Origin of the sequence: Microbulbifer mangrovi (assembly GCF_002009015.1) — a bacterium.
Classification (GTDB): domain Bacteria; phylum Pseudomonadota; class Gammaproteobacteria; order Pseudomonadales; family Cellvibrionaceae; genus Microbulbifer; species Microbulbifer mangrovi.
Genome location: NZ_LZDE01000240.1, coordinates 1 through 14,022 on the forward strand (window position 1 = coordinate 1; position 14,022 = coordinate 14,022).

A 14,022-nucleotide genomic window follows, 5' to 3' on the forward strand; every position below is an offset into this window, starting at 1 on the left:
ATATGCAGGTGGCGGCGATCTACGTATATGACCGCGCGCTGACGACGCAAGAGGTGGATACAATATCGTCAGAGCTGAACCTCTACTATTTCCCATAACAGATTCAAAATATAAAACACCTGGATAATTTCATGAGCACAAGACTACTGGTCATAATATTTGGTGGCGCCGACCATCATTATCTCAACCAATTTGATTGTCCCAATTTAAAACAAGCGCAGTGGGGAAAGGTACAAGTCGATAATCTATGGCAGGACCGGGATGTCGCAACACAAATCACGGCGCAACTTATTACGGGAAAAACGTGGAAAGAAAACGGCGTAAACGAACGGAAAAAAGTAAAATATATCTACCATGGTCCTGTATCGAAATGGGCTGAGAGCAAGATCTTTAAGAATATCAAAAAAGGAAGAATCAGACGCAATGCCCTATACACGCTCTTGGGAGAGAGAGTAACAACCATCGCAAGAGAATTCCTAAAAGACGATCTAACATGCCCCACCCTATTTGAACTAATCAAAGACAGTCGCGCTGTTTATGTACCAGCCTATAATCCAGAACCAACATGGGCACTGGATAGAAATATTCTTGACCCGAGAAAATATCCGGAAATGGGGGTCGAAGCGGCACTTGATCTCCGCGAAAAGCATTTCTGCTGGAGAAAGAAAAGATTAATGGAAGCTCTTGATGGTCCTCCTCAAAACCTTCTTATGGCCCAATTTCAATACCTTGATTCAACCCAACATCTCTATTTTTCATACCACGAGGAGGATCAGGTTGAGGAGGTCGAAAAGGCATATCATCGGATAGATAAATTTGCGGGCGAAATAATAGAGCAAGCAAAAGGGAAATATGATCGAATACTGTTCATATCAGATAACGGTGCTGCGAGAAAAATAGATTACAAACCTACTCATCACAATAGACCTTTTTATTCAATAAATATTAATGAAGAAATAAAAGACACCAACATGCGCGATTTCTTCAATCATATCTTGAGATGGACTGGACACTACGCAGAGGCTAACTAAGATGAATCATGAATCGTCCAATAGCAGCCTTGAAATAAAAAAAGAATTCCGAGGAAAACAACTGATTGGATACTGGTATTACACTCTCAGGTTTGCACGTGGTCAAAGACGGGTAATACCAGGCTTCTGGACCAAGATAAAAACAAGAATAGCATCATTCTCATCCCTCCCGGATCCGATATTTATCCTCGGTAGTCCCAGGTCCGGCACAACCTATCTAGGAGAATTACTCGAGGATCTGCCAGAATCCTCCTATTTTTTTGAGCCACCCATATTAAAATACCTCGCCCAAAAACTATACAAAGAAAAATCAATAAATTTCCGAACAAAAATACTGTACAAACTAATTTTTCGATCTCTTCTATTTTTTTCGCCTGGCACAGGTCGACAAATCATTGAAAAAAACCCGAACAATACCTTTATTCCCGGAGAATTACTGAAAATATATCCTAATGCAAAATTTGTAGTGATAAATCGAGACGGCCTCGATGTTGCCACATCTCTATTGAAAAAACCGTGGCATTTAAAGTCATCCGAAAAATCAGGCAAGCGTGAACCAGGTGGATATCTCTATGGCGCCCACCCACATTTTTACATAGAACATGGACGACGCGACGAATACCAAAAGACGACCGATGTACATAGGTGTATTTGGGTATGGAAGCGCCATCATGATGCCATTCAGCAGATATCCGACTCTGTCCCCCAAAATCAGTTTTTCACAATAAATTACGAAGACCTTGTACGCAATCCAGACAATGTGCTTCCCGAGATGGTTAAATTTCTGGGGATCCACAATCAGACTTCAATTGAAGCTGCACTAAAATCCAGTAAACGAGGAAAAATTGAGTCTATCGGAAATGGTAAATCTTATCTTAGCGATATAGATTTCTCATTAATGAAAGATGAAGCTAGCGCTCTTACCAGTTGATTCGCACAAAAAAATAATCCAATTCCTAAAATCAACAGAAGACCTGAGTCTACATGGTGGACCTACCAGCTGTCCGTGATATCAAGGTGAGATAAAAGTGGATGCAATCGTCGAGCAAGAAATAAATCAGGAAGATCGAGCAATATTTCTCCCTTACTTCGAAGAAAATCCTTACCAGGATTTACTTTCCCGTGCCCTTAAAAAACAGGGTATTAGGGTCGTCAAACAAGCAAAGCTACGAATATTTTTGACCCTATTGAATAGGGTCAAAATTGTACACCTACACTGGCTTCCAGCTCTCCAGCGAAAAAAAAACGCGAACCTAAGAATGTGGCTTTTTTGCTTCAGACTATTTGCATTAAGGTGTCTACGTATACGAGTGGTATGGACATTGCATAATCTCTACTCGCACGACTCGGAAAACCATGACTTTGAAAAGAAATTCGTGACCAGAATTGCCGGAATATCCTCGCGAATAATTATTCACAATAGAGGAGCGCGATCCGCCTTTTGTAAAGAATTTGGCGACAAGTACTCTCACAAGATGGACTGTATACCTCATGGAAATTATATTAGCGTATACCCAAATACAGTAAGCAGAGAGGAAGCCAGGCGTCTATTGGGTCTAAAAAATGAAAAAGTACTACTGTTTTTCGGAAATATAAAGCCCTATAAAGGTATTGAGACTCTGACAAATGTGTTCAGCACGCTTGACATGGAAAATTCACGCTTACTTATTGTCGGCAAGCCCGACAATAAGAAACTAGCGGAAGATATAAATAATTCTGCAAGACTCGATCCACGTATTAAAACCGTGTTTCAGTATATTCAGGAAGAGGACGTCCAAATATACTTTAATGCCTCAGATATAGTCGTCTTCCCTTACCGAGATATATTGACATCTGGTGCTGTTATTCTGGCGATGTCATTTGGCAAGCCCTGCATTGTTGTGGACAAAGGCTGCATGATGGAAACATTACATCCAGAAGGCGGAGCTTCATACAATAGCGAAATGGAAAGTGAACTCGGCAGAACACTTCAATATATGTTACAGAAAAGTGAGACCAGTCTTGAAGAAATGGGGTCCAAGAATTACAAGCAAGCGGAATCCCTAGACTGGGACACTATTGCGAAAAGAACCAGTCAAGCCTATGAAATAGGTATTTAGTTTTTTTGGATAAGAAAGAAACTACACACGAAATGTGCCTTAACAAAAAATTTCGGTGAAAAGGAATTATGTCCATTCCATCCTGGGCTGAAGACAGTGATAACGTGAACGGCCACAGGGTCGCTAAAAGTGCTGTCATTACCATGGCGTCCGGAGCCGCGAGACTCGTCGCAAGTGTAGTCTCTGCGGTAGTTCTCGGACGCTTACTAACACCAGACGACTTTGGGCTTGTTGCGATGGTTGCTCCAATCATCGCACTCGTTACGGTATTTTCTGATTCTGGAATTAGCAATTACACCTTGCAGAGCAAGCAGATCAAAGAAGAAGAACTCAATCATGCATTTTGGTTGGGCGCATTTTCAGCGCTCTTGCTTTTTGTAGCGCTAATACTTCTGGCACCCGCAATCGCTATATTTTACGAAGAAGAGAGAATAAGGACAGTCGTGCAGGTGTTGGCGGCCACACTATTACTAACTATTTTCAACAATCAACATAATGCCCTTGTTAAACGTTGCTTCCGACAAGATTATTACGCGATTGCGGAAATAGTCGGTGCGGGCTCAAGCCTATGTGTGGGAATCTATCTGGCGCTGCATGGTGCCGATTACTGGGCGCTAGTGTCGATTCCTCTTACGCGTCACTTGGGTCACGCTATTGCTATATGGACATTAACAGGATGGGTGCCCAAAAGGCCTCGACTGGAAATTAATTTAAGTCGAACGATACTAACGTTTGGGTTCTATGTGATTTTCTCGCAAACCATAAATGTGATTTCGAAAAATATTGACAAAGTTTTGTTGGGATGGGCTCATGGTACTGAGGAAGTGGGCTATTACAACATGGCTTACAGTATTATGATGCTCCCCTTTTTACAGGTAATGACTCCTGTCGCAGGAGCTATTATTCCGTACTATAGCCAACTACATCACTCAGGACGTAACCTCACTGACTCATTATGTAATGTCACGATAGGTCTTGGCATCGTTGTTGTACCAATAATGCTTTGGGCCTCTTACGCAGCCGAACCACTTCTGACACTGGTACTCGGAGACAAATGGCTTCCATCGGCAGAAATTTTCTCAATGTTGGCGCTATCCAGCATCACAACAGCGCTTGGTCTTTGTGTAAGCTGGTGTCTACTTGCGACGGGACAGCCAGAAAAACTAGCTAAACTTGCTACGCTATCTCTCATAGGAAATTTTATCGCGTGCTTGTTTGGAATCCGCTGGGCTGGAATTGGAATAGCCTATGCTCAACTTTCCGTAAGCACTGTAATGTTCTTTGTAATTGTCATTTATGTCTCAAGGCACGTAAACTTTAATGCTAAATCATTTTTCAAAACCGCTTCAAGAGTAATCATATGCGCGGCTCTATCTCTGATATTGGTAGCTGCCACCCACAGTATGAGCAACCAGACAAGTATCTACGTCTTGTTAGTCAGCCTAGTTGAAATGATGGCAATATTTTCAGTTTTATTTTCCTTATCATTCGGAAGAAATAAAATTCTTGAAATTTATTCATTCGTAAGAAATTTTCGTAGAGAAAAAATCGCATGAAAATCACAACATCAGAACCTCTGATTACCGTTGCAATGAGCGCATATAATGACGAAAAATATATACGGAAAGCAATAGAAAGTATTTTAAATCAGTCGTACAAGAATTTTGAATTTATAATTGTCGACGATGGAAGCTCTGACAATACATACGAAATTATTGATAATCTTAGCTCTCAAGATCAAAGAATTTCAGGTTTCAAGCATAGCAACAAAGGGAAAGCTGACACTTTGAATTTTATACTTTCTCTAGCCAAGGGAAAATATTTTGTTATCCAAGACTCTGATGATATAAGCTCAAGGGAGCGACTGGAAACTCTGGTAACGACATTTGAAAGAAGACCCCACCTCGCCATGCTTTTATCTGGGCATGCAATAATACTCGATGACCGCATCATTGCCCCAAAGTCTAAAATCCTAAATGAGCAAGAATGCGAAAAGCATATAAATTCTCTCCAACTGCCTGCTCATGACCCAACCATGATGGTAAAGACAGAAATAGCCAAGGAATATCTTTTTAACTCAAGCTTAAAAATAGGCCAGGGGGTAGATTTCATATTTCGGATCTCTGAAAGATATCCGATCAATGTCATAGATGAATGTCTTTACTACTATAGAGTACGCACTGACTCCATAACAAAAAAAGATCCCGCTGAAAAATCTAGAAATCTACTTCGCGTAATGAATATGGCCAAAAAACGGCGGGGAGAAGAGCCGTGGTCGGAGTCAGAGTTTTTGCGCCTTAATAGCCGATGGGCAAATGATAAATACAATAACTTAGCCGGACATTTCACCGAAAGCGCCTACCAGTCTGTAATGAAAAGAAAGCGCTTCGAAGCGTGGAGAACAGCAATTCACTCTTTGAAGTTTTTTCGACATGGCTATGGCTATATCAAGCCAGCTATCTATGCTATTTCTCCGCGTATTTTGTGTAACTGGGGTAAACAAAGGTTTGGCTTAGGCCAGTCGTAATAGTAACGCTCTAAAATATTAAAATTTCTGTGCAGCTTGCATCAATTTCTCGTGCAGACTAATAACCTGGTACCCGTGATTATTTATATGTAGAAAATCTTCACTATATTTGGAATCTACTTCATATACAGAGGATGACAAAATTGAATAAGAGTCGACAATGGTAGCTCGACCCTCGAAGTTCTTACGAATGTAATCATTTACTTCAAGAATTGCAAAATCGACATGCTCGCTCCATACGATACGTCTAACAAGATTTAATTCGCCCCGGGGAAAAATCGTAGATATCACTATTTGACCATTGTTTTTTTCTATTAAATCGACAATGCTCGAAATATTTCTCTTGCAGTTATCTACCACCTCTCGAAATAGATTACGATCAAAGCCGATAACCTTAAGATCATTAATCCCAACCTGAATAACTACCACACTGGCATCTAGATCTGCAGAGTGATAGCCAGCCCGATAGAGGACTTGCGCAGTCGTCTGGCCATCAAGCCCAAGATTTATCACATTGAAATCCTGACTTCCTTGATAGTAATCCGCCCAATCTTTCGCTCTGGAGTCACCGAGGAAAGAAACTTTAACTTTTTCTTGATCAACCAATGGGTGAGAGTTGACTCGTGAAGCCATTATAGAACCAAGCGGTGTAAGTCTCTCTTCGCTTATCATTTTATAAGACGACACCTTTCCTGCCGCGAACACAAAAAAAAGCAGAAGGCCGAAGGCTATGAGGGTAAAAAACTTTTTACTACCAAGATGGCGCATTTCTTTTGAAGACTCGCTTTTTAATTAGCCCATAGAATAAATTTCTTTTGGATAGGCATGGCTTTTCCACAAGGTGCCAGCTTAAAATCGCCATTATTAGAGTAAAGAAAAATGACCCCATAACCATTTCAGCAATAGATATTCCGGGCCATAAAAAGATCAGCGTTTGCTGAACCGGAAATGCGAAGATATAGAGTCCATAAGAAAAATCTCCAAGTTTATTGAAGTAAATAAGTTTTCCTTTAGGAACATAGGCGATAACAAGTATGATATATGGAATAACTATTAAATAGACGGATAGGAACAGTTCTGACACGCTTAGACTTAACAAAAGTGCCACTATCGAGATACTAAAAGTGCGACTCGATAAAACAATTTTATCTCTACACAGAAAAACCAGTGCGCCTACGAAAAACATAAAAACCAGTCGACCGCCCTTCCAATACGGAACCGCGGTATCGGGCAAAAAAATATCAGCTAGTAGATAAAAAAATGAAGCAACTGAAATTATCGCCACTAAATAAACTAGCGTTCTTTCACGCTCGCGAAATTCCATATAGGAGCAAATGGCGAAAAGCAGCGCAATCGAACAGTACATTTTTAATTCATAAGGAAGAGTCCATAGCGATCCATTTACGACACTGGAGTACGGGGCGAAGTCAAACAAGTCTGAAAGCTGATACTGTATTCCCAAAAAAAGAGAAGTATTTTTAATAATGTAGGTCAGCCAACTACCTTCCTCCAGGTATTCAAAAAAAGAGCGGTTTGTTAATATCGGCCCCAGCAATAATACAGTTATAATATTGGCTACAAATAAAGCGGGAAATATCCTTAACACTCTTGAGATAGCGTATCTAGTATAATCCGGACTATGGATCAAACTACTTGTTATTAACATTCCACTGATAAAGAAAAATATATCAACGGCTATAGAGCCTATGGACTTATGGATAGAGCTCGAAAACGGCTCCAGAAATGCATCTCCAGTAACTATCGTAAAACTATGTGCGACAAGGACCATAGTCGCTGCGCAGAATCTGATTAAATTGAGATTGTTATCCCGACCTTTTAAAGCACCTGAAAGGCATATTTTTTCCTTCCTCACACTCCACTCCGAGACTGCTTAGAGTCATTTACAAAGTCTTGGTAGCCGGAGATCCATTTTGAGGGCGAAGAAACTACTAATTGAAATTTTTCTACAAGGTTTCTTGCTCTTCCATTTGGAGGGCAGAGATTTACCATCCATCCCAAGATAAAACGCGAAAAAGCATATAACCAGATAACGATTGCATAGAAAAAGCTATAAATTTTTCCATAGTGTTTTCGGCTATAGTGCATTTTACCTTTGTACATCAACAGGGTTCTTCCACTATTCGTGGAGCTTTTCCCAACAAAATGTGTAACTTTAGCCCTTTCCGACATTAACAGCATGGATCCTGTTAGTTTTCTAATCCGAAAGCAAATATCTACTTCCTCGCTATAAAGGAAATACTCAGTATCGAACCCACCCAACTGGTCCCATATTCTTTTCGAAATCATCATGAATGCGCCAGATAGTACTGGAGTTAATTCATCGGTGGCGTTCAAGGATTTTCGACCAGGAAAATGGCGCGATAAACCGAACAAATTAATAAGCTCTCGCCCGAGGGTAGGATCAACCTGCAAAGAAGAGTATTCTCTACTCCCATCAGGAAAATATGTTGCCCCACCCCAAGCTCCACTCTCTGGGTAAGCTTTCGCGATAGAAATTAAGTTTTTAATCGCCCCTTCATAAAGTTTCGTATCAGGGTTTAATAGCAACAGATATTCGCCTTTAGCGTTCTCCGCAAGTAGATTGTTACCAGCGGCAAACCCTAGGTTGACATGGTTATCGATGATTTGAACCTGTGGATAATTTTTTGAAATGAATTCCACAGTTCCATCATTAGAGTTGTCAAGCAGCAACACTTCCGCATCGACACTATCTTTTCGAAGGTTTTCTATGACGCTAGCCATGCATAGAGCAATATCAGAAAGAGAGTTATAGCAAACAATCAAAATGCTGATCTTGGCGGAAATCGCATTTTCAGCTTGGAGCTTCATCTACCAATCTCCCCCACTTGATAGTTTTAATACCAGTTCTTATTACCTTTGCAGGATTCCCCGCAACTATCACGTTACTCTCAACGTTTTTCGTCACAACCGCTCCAGAAGCAACTACTACCGAATCGCCAATCGTCACGCCAGGCATTATGATACTACGCGCGCCGATAAAGCAGTTGCGCCCTATAACGACATCCCAATAGACGTTCCTGGACATGTCGTGACACAAAATTGTGGAGTGGAAGGCGATATAGGATCCATCGCCAATATGGACACCTTTCGGGTGTCGTTTGTCCAAATTTGCCTTCAACGATATACGAACATCTTTACCAATATTCATTCCATATAGATTTATCAAAATCCAGCGTTGTACAGATAGCAGTAAATGCCGAATGGATACCAGTATTCTCTGAATTCTTTTGTTATACATCATAATTACGCCTCCACAACAACCGCGGATATCGCTCCTCGATAGCATCAGCAGCAGGTATGCTCTTCTCCTTACATAGAAAGGTCAGTACCGCAGCTGATGTACCGACCACAAAGAAGAACAGTGGCTGGGCCTTACCAAAAAGATGCACTGTTAGGCCGAGAAACAAAAAAGCCAAGCACATACTAATTATGGCGTATGCGAAGTAATCATTTTCGTTTGGGCGGATTGACACTGGAATTTTTTTGATACAGTAGATGACCGATAAAGACACTAGTATGGGAAATGGAATCCCAAAGAAAAATGCAGTAGCCCACCAGAAATTATCGATACTCTGCCCCATCCAGAATGGAGCAGACCAAGGCGCCCCTATTCCAGAACCAAAAAATGGGGCTCGTAAGATATCGTCTTTAAGATGCTCGATAATTAATAGTCTATGTGTACCTGTATGTGGGTTGAATGTTAAATTCTGAATTACCAACTTCACCAATCCGCGATTAGAAACCATCTGTACAACGATCGCTAATGCCGCGATAAGCCAAACAATACGCTTCATTCCTTCGCCAATTTTTTTCTTCAACTTAAAAAATGAGATAACAAAAATATATATTGCAAGCGCAAGAAAAGCTGCTGATGATATAGAAGTTATAACCGCAACAACCAGTGCTGCAACTAAACAGATATGCCAAAACTTTTTTTCCGACAAGTAGAGATAAAATGCGAGAGGCAATACTGTAACGCACACAATCCCATTGAGAATTGGATGAGAAAATGCACTGGCCGCGCGAGTCATCCCAAGTCGCATGTATTTTTCTGTATATAGTGAAGCTGGTATATGTCTGTTCCCAGTAATCGCCGATGCGATGTCGTGAATCCATTTATCTCCAGTCAAAAACTCGATAAAACTGAAAGGCAAAATGCACACAACGAGAATCATGTAGGTTTTATATACCGAAATAACGTTATCTATTGATGTAAACGTTCTCCGTGCGAGATAGTACGCCCCAAACAACTCTATAAAGAGTATGCCGGATTTCTCCACGCCCTTTGAAAGGCCATAATTAATTAGAATTGATACGATAGCCCAAAGTATTGCCAAATTTATATATTTATCACCCAGGTGTAGAGAAGAACCGGAATTCATCGCATATCTGAAATTACCAAGAACGGAAAGCATCAGAATAATGCGATACAGCTCTAGTCGTAAGCCGCCGAGATTCAGGTAAAATTCACCGGGGATAAATAGAGAAATAATAAATAGTTTCGCTAGCAAGCTACTGCTCGCACGGTTAGATGAGACACTCGAGAACCTCTGAATTTCCCCTACTTTCACGGTATTACTGCTCAACATAATATAGGTATAAGCTTTACGCAGAGTCAATTACGCTTTCAATGGCCTGTATTAGCGCTCCAGAAACTTCAAGTCTTGGCGATGTTTTCTCCCCTGCACTTTTCATAGCAGAATCGATAGCGTCAAATAGACTCGCAGTATCTTCAACCACGTCTATAAGGTCGAAGTGAGAAAACTTTTCTGCTGTTGCAACCTGATGATCATTTCGATGCTCGCTCCGTGAAAATTCTCGCGGCATAATAATCAAAGGTTTCTGGCTTTCGAGAGCTGTGATTATAGTCCCCATTCCAGCATGTGATACCACCAGGCTCGCTTTATTAAAGCAATCGGTATATTCTGAGATGCTTAGATTTTTCTCGAATGCCATATTCTTAGGCGCATACTGGCTTTCCCCTATTTGTGCAAAAACAGAATAGTCCGGATGATTTCCTGACCACTGGTCCATTGCGGAAATTAGTCTATCAAATGGTAATTGTGTTCCCACGCTGACAAAAATCATAGCACTCATATTTTTTCGCATTCTTTATATTACGAATATTTTTATTTCTATGCATCAACGCGACAGGGTTTCAGCTTCGCATATTGCACGAATGTTATTTTTTACTTTTATGTTTATCCGTATCAATCTCATATTACGGACCCGAAATATTTGGCACCAACCTTAGAATCTAAATGCTGCCATTGAGTGAGCAATAAATCCGCGTGCTTGAGTGCCCTTGCGCCCGACATCGATATTTCCCAGACATTTGCAATACTATCTATCCAAATCGTTTTCTTGCCTAATTTCTTCGCAAAAAATACGGCGAAAAAACCTGGCGCGGCGCCCGTCGTTATCACAACTTGCGGGTTCACTCTGATCAGAGTAATTAAAACCTGCAGCGCTTGTTTCGCAATTTTTATTATGGTATCCGTTCTTGATGCGTCTTGAATGTAGTAAAAATGTCCATCAGGCACAGTTTCCTTGTAGGATTTATCGGTACTTGCAAAATATAGATCGCATGACTCCAACCTCGGGACTAACCGGCTTAGTTGTATCCAATGCCCACCACTTGAGGAAATTAACAGAACCTTCTTAACACCATTAAAGTTACGTTCATCCATAAACGAAAACCCCTAGCTTTTAATATAACCTCTAGACTCGCGAACTGTTATCACGCTCCCAGACGAACCTTGTGCCCTCTTTCTCCTCCGCTATAACCTCTGTTTTTATTCGAAGTTTTATGAGCACATATACAATTGCTGCTGGTATCAGCCAAGGATTTTTAAGGATTACGAGTAGTAGATCCTTTACCCCGTTATCATTACCAATATCTGCACCAGGCTGCTGCATCGAGAGTTGCCGATTTCCAAAAAGTGCTCTCCGCTTTATCTTTATTAACTCGGTAACTGTACGTGGCGCAAATACTTTAAAGCGGCATCCATCCAGAGTAGATTTTTCGGAACTATTGAATAGCGCTCTTACAAACCCATCATCCGAGACTAAATCAGGAAAATTTGAAAATCTGGATCGCCCTTTTTCGGATAAAAGGTAAATACCTGAACCAACCATTTTCCCACTGGAAAAATATGGTAGCTTCGTCCAAATAGCGTAAAAACACTTCACTAATACACTGGATGAGCCTAAATCGAACGTAGCAGTTGGTGATGCAGCAAGATAATTTGACGACCGAATTTTTTCGATTGCTACCTGTAGCGACTCCGCGCTAATTTCGATATCTGCATCCAGATAGACGCGCGGATAGGACCTGGCGATAGAATCGCCTTTATTAAGAGCCAATACCTTTGAAGCTTCACTGATTTCTATGACATTAACACCCTGATACTTTCTCGCTTTATCTGCCGTATCATCTGAGCAGCCATTACATACGACAATTACTTCATAATTTTTTTGCGCAGAGGTATTACTTTTAAGAATAGCTTTCAGACAACGGTCAATCACATTTGATTCGTTATGGGCGGGAATAATTATGCTTGCCATCATTTGCTTCCATGCATGCAAGGCAGTAGACGACAAATTTTGCAATAACAAGCAGTCCGTATAGCCATTATGAGTCGCTCCTTGATCACCTGACGTGATCCACTATCAAACTACCTTCAACCATAAAAATCGCGGTTATAACCAAGACAGTTTTAACTTACCAACACAATCCGAAGGCTATGATCGTCGAGCGCGTTGAGATATCTCACTAAAACCACTTTTCACGCTTGGGCTTAGCCATAGACGTCCGAGCCACCCATACGCAGTAACGAAAACTCTTAATCGACCTAGGAACTTTTCCTTACATTTAGAATATCTAGGTGGATACGGGGAACAAGGGCCCGTTCGGGCCATAAGCCGGGACAAGCCACTATATAGCTATAATTGGCAGGATTTTTCAGTTGAGGATCTGTTGTTATCTAGAATAGCTCTTTAGCCACAAGATGATTTAGGCGCACACAAAGATGCATAATTTCGCCATTTTCAACGTCTTGCCTATGAAGCAGCCTATGCTCGCGCATTCGCAGCGCTCGATGAAATGGAATCACGCCTCGCCGATGGATCAAACGCTCTGTTGGTGGGTGCACTGACCAAATCGGACATCCGTCGCTTCGCTACCCTGGTGCGGGTTGATTATCACCCCTGCACTCGGGTTAAAGTGTGTACTGGAGACGGTGAAACTGGATCATATCAAGGTGCGGTACTGCGCTTATTCTCACAGGCATTTTTCCGGAGGGGCCACGCAGTACCTGAGTCAGTCTGGAGAACTGTTCCGCGCGGATTGCACGTAAGAATGTGTGCTGCGGTAATACTGTCTCGCTATAGTCAGGGCACATTCACTGTAAAACATGTTGGGACAGCCTATGGAATTTTTGATTCTCTTGATCATTGTCGTCGCAGTTCTGGTGCTGCCACTGAAAATGGCGGCCGGTATGCTGGGAGCGCGCAACACCGGAGTCTTCTCTTGCCTGTTTGCCCTGCTGCTGGCAGTGATCATCCAGCATTTCGTCGGAGGGATGATTCCCGGCGTCACAGAAGAACTCGGCCTGCTGATCACCATGCCTCTCGCCGCCATTGCCTATATGTTGGTGCTGGGAACCGGGTTTCTGAAGGGCATTCTGATCGCGATTATTCAGGGCCTTCTTACCATTGCACTTACCCTGTTACTCGGTGGATTTGTGGCAGCGATCTGATTCGCTGCCACGGGACACTATGATTTACCAGCTTTGTACTCTCCGAATCCCTCGCTCCTTCAGTAGTGCATCACCTCTTCCTCTTCGTCCTCTATGGACTCCAGAGACAACGAAAGGCCGCCGCCGGATTTTGCGCTGCCGCTGCTTTCACCTTCTGCTTCCGCGGCCACCACTTTTGGTTTCTTACCTTCTTCATACATTTTGATGCGCAGACGCAGGTTATTTGCCGAGTCCGCGTTCTTGATCGCTTCATCGTGGCTGATACGGCCTTCGATGTAGAGTTTGAACAGCGCACCGTCAAACGTCTGCATACCAAGGTTTTCCGACTTCTCCATCATCTCCTTGATGTTGTGGAATTCCCCTTTCAGGATCAGCTCATTAATGGTCTGCGTGCCCAGCAGGATTTCTACGGCGGCGCAGCGTTTCCCGTCCACAGTCGGTACCAGGCGCTGGGATACGAAGGCGCGGATATTCTGCGACAGTGACATCAACAATTGCGGTCGGCGCTCTTCCGGGAAGAAGTTCACGATGCGGTCGAGTGCCTGGTTGGCGTTGTTGGCGTG

At 42.1% G+C, this 14,022-nt stretch carries 14 protein-coding genes and 1 pseudogene; 6 read left to right on the top strand and 9 right to left on the bottom strand.

The window, feature by feature from the left end; translation table 11 throughout:
* Nucleotides 1-131: 131 nt before the first annotated feature.
* From B4U49_RS03730 to B4U49_RS03750, 5 genes are all read left to right on the top strand, one after another.
* The gene (locus tag B4U49_RS03730) at nucleotides 132-1,031 is read left to right on the top strand and encodes an alkaline phosphatase family protein (RefSeq protein ID WP_078083234.1); all 900 of its coding nucleotides are present in this window, start codon (nucleotides 132-134) and stop codon (nucleotides 1,029-1,031) included.
* 1 nt (nucleotide 1,032) lies between these two features.
* Nucleotides 1,033-1,962, top strand: coding sequence for a sulfotransferase family protein (locus B4U49_RS03735; protein WP_078083235.1), 930 nt, complete (start codon nucleotides 1,033-1,035; stop codon nucleotides 1,960-1,962).
* Between the two features lie 445 nt (nucleotides 1,963-2,407).
* Nucleotides 2,408-3,130 (top strand): glycosyltransferase, encoded by a 723-nt coding sequence (locus tag B4U49_RS03740; RefSeq protein WP_158078546.1) that lies wholly within the window; start codon nucleotides 2,408-2,410, stop codon nucleotides 3,128-3,130.
* 68 nt (nucleotides 3,131-3,198) lie between these two features.
* On the top strand, nucleotides 3,199-4,686 hold the full coding sequence (locus tag B4U49_RS03745) for a lipopolysaccharide biosynthesis protein (protein ID WP_078083237.1): 1,488 nt from the start codon (nucleotides 3,199-3,201) through the stop codon (nucleotides 4,684-4,686).
* Nucleotides 4,683-5,657: a glycosyltransferase family 2 protein gene (locus B4U49_RS03750; RefSeq protein WP_078083238.1), complete on the top strand. Its 975-nt coding sequence runs from the start codon at nucleotides 4,683-4,685 to the stop codon at nucleotides 5,655-5,657. The genes B4U49_RS03745 and B4U49_RS03750 overlap by 4 nt, the downstream gene beginning before the upstream one ends.
* 18 nt (nucleotides 5,658-5,675) lie before the next feature.
* On the opposite strand, the gene B4U49_RS03755 is transcribed toward B4U49_RS03750, so the two are convergent.
* From B4U49_RS03755 to B4U49_RS03790, 8 genes are all read right to left on the bottom strand, one after another.
* On the bottom strand, nucleotides 5,676-6,425 hold the full coding sequence (locus tag B4U49_RS03755) for an SGNH/GDSL hydrolase family protein (RefSeq protein ID WP_078083239.1): 750 nt from the start codon (nucleotides 6,423-6,425) through the stop codon (nucleotides 5,676-5,678).
* Entirely contained in the window at nucleotides 6,409-7,530 is a 1,122-nt protein-coding gene (locus B4U49_RS03760; RefSeq protein ID WP_078083240.1) for an acyltransferase family protein, read from the bottom strand. Before B4U49_RS03760 ends, B4U49_RS03755 begins: the two co-directional genes overlap by 17 nt.
* The gene (locus B4U49_RS03765) at nucleotides 7,527-8,507 is read right to left on the bottom strand and encodes a glycosyltransferase family 2 protein (protein WP_078083241.1); all 981 of its coding nucleotides are present in this window, start codon (nucleotides 8,505-8,507) and stop codon (nucleotides 7,527-7,529) included. The genes B4U49_RS03760 and B4U49_RS03765 overlap by 4 nt, the downstream gene beginning before the upstream one ends.
* Nucleotides 8,491-8,940: an acyltransferase gene (locus B4U49_RS19440; protein ID WP_078083242.1), complete on the bottom strand. Its 450-nt coding sequence runs from the start codon at nucleotides 8,938-8,940 to the stop codon at nucleotides 8,491-8,493. The genes B4U49_RS03765 and B4U49_RS19440 overlap by 17 nt, the downstream gene beginning before the upstream one ends.
* Complete coding sequence (locus B4U49_RS03775; RefSeq protein ID WP_143735510.1) at nucleotides 8,930-10,270, bottom strand: O-antigen ligase family protein; 1,341 nt, start codon at nucleotides 10,268-10,270, stop codon at nucleotides 8,930-8,932. Before B4U49_RS03775 ends, B4U49_RS19440 begins: the two co-directional genes overlap by 11 nt.
* A 34-nt stretch (nucleotides 10,271-10,304) precedes the next feature.
* A complete protein-coding gene (locus B4U49_RS03780) occupies nucleotides 10,305-10,796 on the bottom strand; it encodes a glycosyltransferase (RefSeq protein ID WP_158078547.1) in 492 nt (163 codons plus the stop codon).
* Nucleotides 10,797-10,915: 119 nt separating this feature from the next.
* Entirely contained in the window at nucleotides 10,916-11,389 is a 474-nt protein-coding gene (locus B4U49_RS03785) for a glycosyltransferase family protein (RefSeq protein ID WP_078083245.1), read from the bottom strand.
* Between the two features lie 31 nt (nucleotides 11,390-11,420).
* Entirely contained in the window at nucleotides 11,421-12,269 is an 849-nt protein-coding gene (locus tag B4U49_RS03790) for a glycosyltransferase family 2 protein (protein ID WP_078083246.1), read from the bottom strand.
* 860 nt (nucleotides 12,270-13,129) lie between these two features.
* Between B4U49_RS03790 and B4U49_RS03795 the strand changes: the two genes are divergently transcribed.
* Nucleotides 13,130-13,459: a hypothetical protein gene (locus tag B4U49_RS03795; RefSeq protein ID WP_078083247.1), complete on the top strand. Its 330-nt coding sequence runs from the start codon at nucleotides 13,130-13,132 to the stop codon at nucleotides 13,457-13,459.
* 59 nt (nucleotides 13,460-13,518) lie between these two features.
* Here B4U49_RS03795 and B4U49_RS03800 read toward each other — a convergent pair.
* Nucleotides 13,519-14,022: pseudogene (locus B4U49_RS03800) on the bottom strand (type IV pili twitching motility protein PilT); the annotation flags it as partial.